A 5,053-nucleotide genomic window follows, 5' to 3' on the forward strand; every position below is an offset into this window, starting at 1 on the left:
TCATTCGTGCTGGCCACCCGGGCACTACTCCTTCTCCGCCCTCGACTCAATGAATCATCCAGTATGCCTGACTCGACCTACTTTGACAGAGAGAGGAATGAGCGAGCAGAGGCTGTCCGAAGCAAGCGCGTGGAAGTACCTGATCGAGACACTCACGATGCTCGCTGTGGCCGCGAGTGATCAGACAACATGGCTCGACAAGTACCGACTCGAAACCGACGACTTGGCGTTGGACTTCGAGAACGCGCAGAGCGCCATCGCGATCCTCGCCGAGGCTGGTCGTATCGACGTGGCCATGGAGTCGCGCCTCGCACGCATTGACGCGATCCTCGACGCGATGAGCGGGGCGACGCAGGTTTCCAGGTGGACGTATGAGGCGCTGACCGCCGACGCAGGGTGGCTCAAGGTGCGCCAGTTGGCACGCGAGGCACTCACCGAACTGGCCGGCACTTGGCAGCAGCCGTTGCCCACCCTGGGGATCTACGGTGGCTCTCAACAACCGCCTGGGGCCGTCTCTGTGCCGTCCGAGGCGATCCGGCAATTGACAGATGATGACAACCAGTCTCGGCATCCATCCAGGTCACAGGGGCAGCTACGGTGAGCCGCCGCACCTGAGAGGCTCGGGCCATCACGTCCAGAGGAATTGAAACGGGCGGCGAGGGACTTGGACGGGATACCAGACGCAAGTGCTGCGGGCGGGCGGCACCAGAACGCGGCCGTGGGAAGCCTGCGGCCTTTTTCTGCCGTGCTACTGCTGGGTCTCGCGCTGCTGTTGGCCGCACTGTCGACACTGGTCATGCTTGCCGCGGCCCAGCACCTGCGCTCCTTTCAGGACGGCGAGCAGACTGCCGCGACGCTGCATACGCGGGGCTCATGCATGTTGGGCCGATGCCAGGTCGAGTTCGAGGCCGACGGTCGGACCGCGGTGGCAGATCTGCCAGTGGGCAGCGGTGGCGGCAGGCACTCTGTCGGAACCCGGATGACCGTCCGCTACCACGCGGACGCCCCGCAGGTGGCCGTGCGTGAAGACGATGTCGACGGCGGCGGGGCGGCCGTGCTGGCGGTGATGTCGGGCGGAGCGGCCCTGCTCTTCCTGCTGATGTCGGTCGTGCACCTGGTCTACGCGGTGCGGCAGCGGCGCGCAGCCTCTATGCCTGGACCACAGCACTGACAGGCGCCGCAATCTTGTTGCTGCCCTATTCCTGACCCGCGACAGCGTGCCCCTGGCGTGCCCGTTCGAGAGACACGCCAGGGGGGGCCACGAGGAACACCAGTCAGTGCTAAGCGAACACGCAGGTCAGTGTTCTGCCAGGTCAGGCCAGATCCGCCACATCGCAGTGTCCGACCCAAGCATGCAGCCGGTCGACGACGAAGACACGGTCCGCGCTCAACATGATGTTGAACGGGTACAGATCTCCGTGCAGGAGGGTGCTGCCGACGAGGGACTACGCCGAAGCCCTGGTGGCGCCCCGGTCCAGGTCGGCCTCCGAACCGGAGGTGGGATGGCGGTTCCCGTACGGCATCGGCACCCAGGGCAAGACGATGCTCGTGCACACCGGCGACTACCGACTCATCTCCAGCCGCACCCGGCCCGCCACCCGCGAACAGGCACACGTCACCACGTACGGGAGGCCGATTGTGTCCCGCGCCCGCGCCTCATCGGGGCGGGACAGGTCCCGCCCGGCGGTACGGGACTCCGGGTCCCAGGACTCCGCCTGAGTCACGTCAGGCACCGGCGGTGGCTCCGCTCTCTGGGAGGAGCTCGGGCGTCCCCTCCACCAGCACCACGATCCCGACCACTTCGCCGGCCTCGCAACGGCCGACCCAGACGGGATAGGTGCCGTCCCCCGTCGTCGCGAAGGCCGCCAGCTCGCCGCCGGAGGCCTGGTCCCGGGTGCGCAGCAGGTACATGGAGTCGCTGATGTCCTCGTACACGTCCGGGTCCAGGTCCGGGTCTCCCTGGATCAGCCCTTTCTCGAAGAGCGCCAGGAGCGGCTCCCAGGCCCCGGCATCGGCGAAGCAGCCGGTGGCACCGTCGGTGTCGAAGCCGAAGATCTCGTTCTGCCGGAGCAGGCGGGGGTCGTCGTCGGGGCGGCGGGCCATCTCCCAGGTCGCGGCGGGGCTCTCGCTGATGCGCACGCGGACGGCCATGGTGTCCGTACGCGTAACCTCGCTCCCCTGCCACTCGCAGTGGTAGGTGTGGCGGGCCTGCGCCTCCTCCAGTACGTACTCCCCCGGCGGGACGGGGACCGTGATGTGCGGCCCGTCGCCGTCGTCGCTGTCAGGGCCGGAGACGGCCAGCAGCCCGCTGGGGACGCGCAGGGCTCCGGTCCGACGCGGCTCCACGACCGTCATCTCGGGGTGGTACCCGTCGGTCACGCGCACCCCGGGCCGGAACAGCTCACCGATCGGCCCGGGCTGCGCGGGGCGGGGCGGACGCCAGCAGGTGGCGGGCGCGAGCCCGCTACCGTCGTCGGCTGCCGCGGCCGCCTCCGTGATCTCGAAGACCGGCGGCTCCGTGAGCCCGTGGACCTGGGCCGAGAGCAGCGGCCACTCCCCGAAGACAGGCCGGTCCGTCCAGCGCTCGTCGTCGCGGACACCGGGCACGGTGACGTACGAGCCCCCGCCCTTGCCCTGGGGCTCCTCAGTCCGCCTGCCCCTCCCGTCCGGGAAGAGCTCCACGGTGATGCGCGGACACGCCTCGTCGAATTCCGCCATTTCCGGGCCGATGTAGTTCCAGCCGACGGTGCACCGGCGCAGCAGCCGCACCGGGTCATCCAGCAGCCGCATGTCCAGGTCGTAGGTACGGCGGCCCTGAGCGTCGTAGACCCACAGCCCGACATAGTGGTCCCGCCAGGAGACAAGTCGGACCTCCAGCGGAGCCTCCCGGCCCGCCTCCCGGTACACCACCACGTACGGAAGCCCGGCGGCGTCCCGCTCACGGGCCTCCCCCACGGATATTGGCCGCCAGGCCACGCGGGCCTCCAGGTCCCACGCCTGCGCGTACCCCACCTCGACCACCATTGCCGCTCCCCGGTTCCCGCTCGCGTAAGTGCTGGGCTGCAACGTAACCGCCGCCTGTGACAACGGCCCTACCGGGCCGGGCCCGGGCCTCAGACGGTCTTCCCCAAGGCAGGCCGTACAGCCGCCGTCGGCTTGCCCACGCCTGCGGCCCGCGAGGCATCCGGCCAGCACCGGCATGCCGAGCCGACACCCGGCCAGACAGCCGCGCCTGCACCGGCCCGACCGCGCAAAACCACCCCACCCAGGCCCGCCGGACACCCCACCGCTGGTCACTCGCCTGGACGGCGTGGACGATATCGACGGTGATCTGGTGATCTCCACAGTGCCCCTGTCCGGCCGGGACGCTCCCGTGGTGGTGAACGTCTTCCCTACCTGGAAGGACATCGAGTCCGTTCGGGCCGCCATCACCCGCACCACCCGCAACCGCGATCGGGCCTCGGCCCCGCACCGACTACTCGACTTTCTCCGCCCTGAACTCTTCGTCCGCAACCTGGACGCGGATGGAGAAGAAGAGGCGATCCGCAGGCTGGGCGCGCTGCTCCTGGAAACCGACGCCATTGATGAGACGTATCTGGGAGGTGTGCTGGAGCGAGAGGCACTGTCGTCGACCGCTTTCACCGACGGTTTCGCCGTGCCACACGCGAGGGCGGCCGCCGGGTTAACGTCATAGCACTGATCGCGTTCAGCGCGGTCGACCGGCCTTCCTTCCGGTTGGCGTTCGAGGAGCTGACCGAGGTGCTGGGCGAGCGGACCGGCGTAGAACGCCTGGTGCGCGCCGCGAAGGACTGTCCGTCGCTGGTAGCAGAACTGGAAGCCTGGTAGCAGATCTGGAAGCGATGTTGCCAACCGACTGATCCGGCCCTCGGGACCCAGCCCCAGATCGCTCCCCCTGGCGCGATCGTCCGGGATGCCTTCGTCCAGCTCCGCTGACCGGGGAGCCGTTCCGTTCACCATGCTCGTTGACGTGGGTGCCGTGCCCGCCGGTGAGCTCGCCTGCTGCTTCGACGCCCTCTACGCCGTGGGCGGAACGACGTCGGTGACGCGCAACTCACGGCCGAGATCGGTGCGGACCGCGAGCTGGATCACATGCCGCCTCGCCGTCCGTTCGCTGCGGTCGGCTGTACATTCGAACGCTGATGGCTGTTCATGTCTGCTGCACTGCTGCGCCGAGCCCAAAGCCCCGGATGACCAGGGCGGCTCCGCGAGCAGCAGCTCCAGGCGCCCGGCAGGTGGGCCTTCGTCGGATGGCGGGGGCAACTCGGACATCTGCCGGTCACCCGGCGATCAGCCCACGCTCAAACCTGGAAGGCATGACGCAGTACTCAGACGTCGCAGCTCCCGTGGTGAACGCCCCGGCCCCCGCGCGCGACAGCAAGAAGGCGCCGACGGGCCGACTGATCGGGCTGGACCTGGCCCGCGGACTCGCGGTATTCGGCATGTACGCGGCTCATGTGGGACCCGACCCTGACCAGGGGGCGTGACCGGCTTCCTGATGGAGCTGGCCCACGGCAGGTCCTCCGCGCTCTTCGCCTTCCTGGCGGGCTTCGCCGTTGTTCTCATCACCGGGCGCAGGGCGCCGAAGACGGGGCGGGCCGGGCGCCAGGCAGTGGCCAAGGTGGTGATCCGGGCCGTGATCCTTCTGGCCGTGGGCACCGCCCTGACCATGAGTGGCACTCCGGTCGATGTGATCCTTGCCTTCTACGGCCTGTACTTCCTGCTCGTACTGCCGCTGTACCGGATCGGCGCCGGCCCCCTGGCGGCGATGGCCGCGGGAACGGCCCTCGTCCTGCCCCAGGTGCTCTACTTCGTGCAGCAGGCGATCGGCAACAGTGGCGTCCGCTCGCCCGGTGAGGCCGACGGCATCGTCTCGCTGCTCTTCACCGGCGCCTACCCGGCCCTGACGTGGATCCCGTTCGTTATCGCTGGCATGGCCGTGGCCCGCCTGGACCTGGCTGCCACCGCTGTCCGGACGCGCCTGGCCCTCACGGGTGCCGCTCTCATGATCACCGGCTACGGAGGCTCCTGGCTG

Annotated in this window: 5 protein-coding genes and 1 pseudogene; 5 read left to right on the top strand and 1 reads right to left on the bottom strand. The window is 69.1% G+C overall.

Features of this window, described 5'->3' with window-relative positions; translation table 11 throughout:
* Positions 1 to 97: 97 nt before the first annotated feature.
* The 3 genes from ACWEK3_RS41975 to ACWEK3_RS41985 all read left to right on the top strand — a co-directional run bounded on the left by ACWEK3_RS41975 (position 98) and on the right by ACWEK3_RS41985 (position 1,719).
* Entirely contained in the window at positions 98 to 601 is a 504-nt protein-coding gene (locus ACWEK3_RS41975; RefSeq protein WP_453252221.1) for a hypothetical protein, read from the top strand.
* A gap of 117 nt (positions 602 to 718) precedes the next feature.
* Positions 719 to 1,171 carry a hypothetical protein gene (locus tag ACWEK3_RS41980; RefSeq protein ID WP_453252222.1) on the top strand — a complete coding sequence of 151 codons (453 nt, stop codon included), beginning with the start codon at positions 719 to 721 and terminating at the stop codon, positions 1,169 to 1,171.
* Between the two features lie 257 nt (positions 1,172 to 1,428).
* Entirely contained in the window at positions 1,429 to 1,719 is a 291-nt protein-coding gene (locus ACWEK3_RS41985; RefSeq protein ID WP_453252223.1) for a hypothetical protein, read from the top strand.
* A gap of 6 nt (positions 1,720 to 1,725) precedes the next feature.
* Here ACWEK3_RS41985 and ACWEK3_RS41990 read toward each other — a convergent pair whose 3' ends face one another.
* Entirely contained in the window at positions 1,726 to 3,024 is a 1,299-nt protein-coding gene (locus ACWEK3_RS41990; protein WP_453252224.1) for a DUF4241 domain-containing protein, read from the bottom strand.
* 286 nt (positions 3,025 to 3,310) lie between these two features.
* On the opposite strand from ACWEK3_RS41990, the gene ACWEK3_RS41995 reads away from it, so the two are divergent.
* Positions 3,311 to 3,694, top strand: a complete 384-nt coding sequence (locus ACWEK3_RS41995) for a PTS sugar transporter subunit IIA (RefSeq protein WP_453252225.1) — start codon at positions 3,311 to 3,313, stop codon at positions 3,692 to 3,694.
* 640 nt (positions 3,695 to 4,334) lie between these two features.
* A pseudogene (locus ACWEK3_RS42000) lies at positions 4,335 to 5,053 on the top strand (heparan-alpha-glucosaminide N-acetyltransferase domain-containing protein); the annotation flags it as partial.

It is taken from the genome of Streptomyces sp. NPDC004721, from assembly GCF_053601495.1.

Bases quoted from the DNA above. Each gene is read 5' to 3' on its own strand.
- ACWEK3_RS41975 (WP_453252221.1), top strand. From the start codon at position 98: ATGAGCGAGCAGAGGCTGTCCGAAGCAAGCGCGTGGAAGTACCTGATC.
- ACWEK3_RS41990 (WP_453252224.1), bottom strand. From the start codon at position 3,024: ATGGTGGTCGAGGTGGGGTACGCGCAGGCGTGGGACCTGGAGGCCCGC.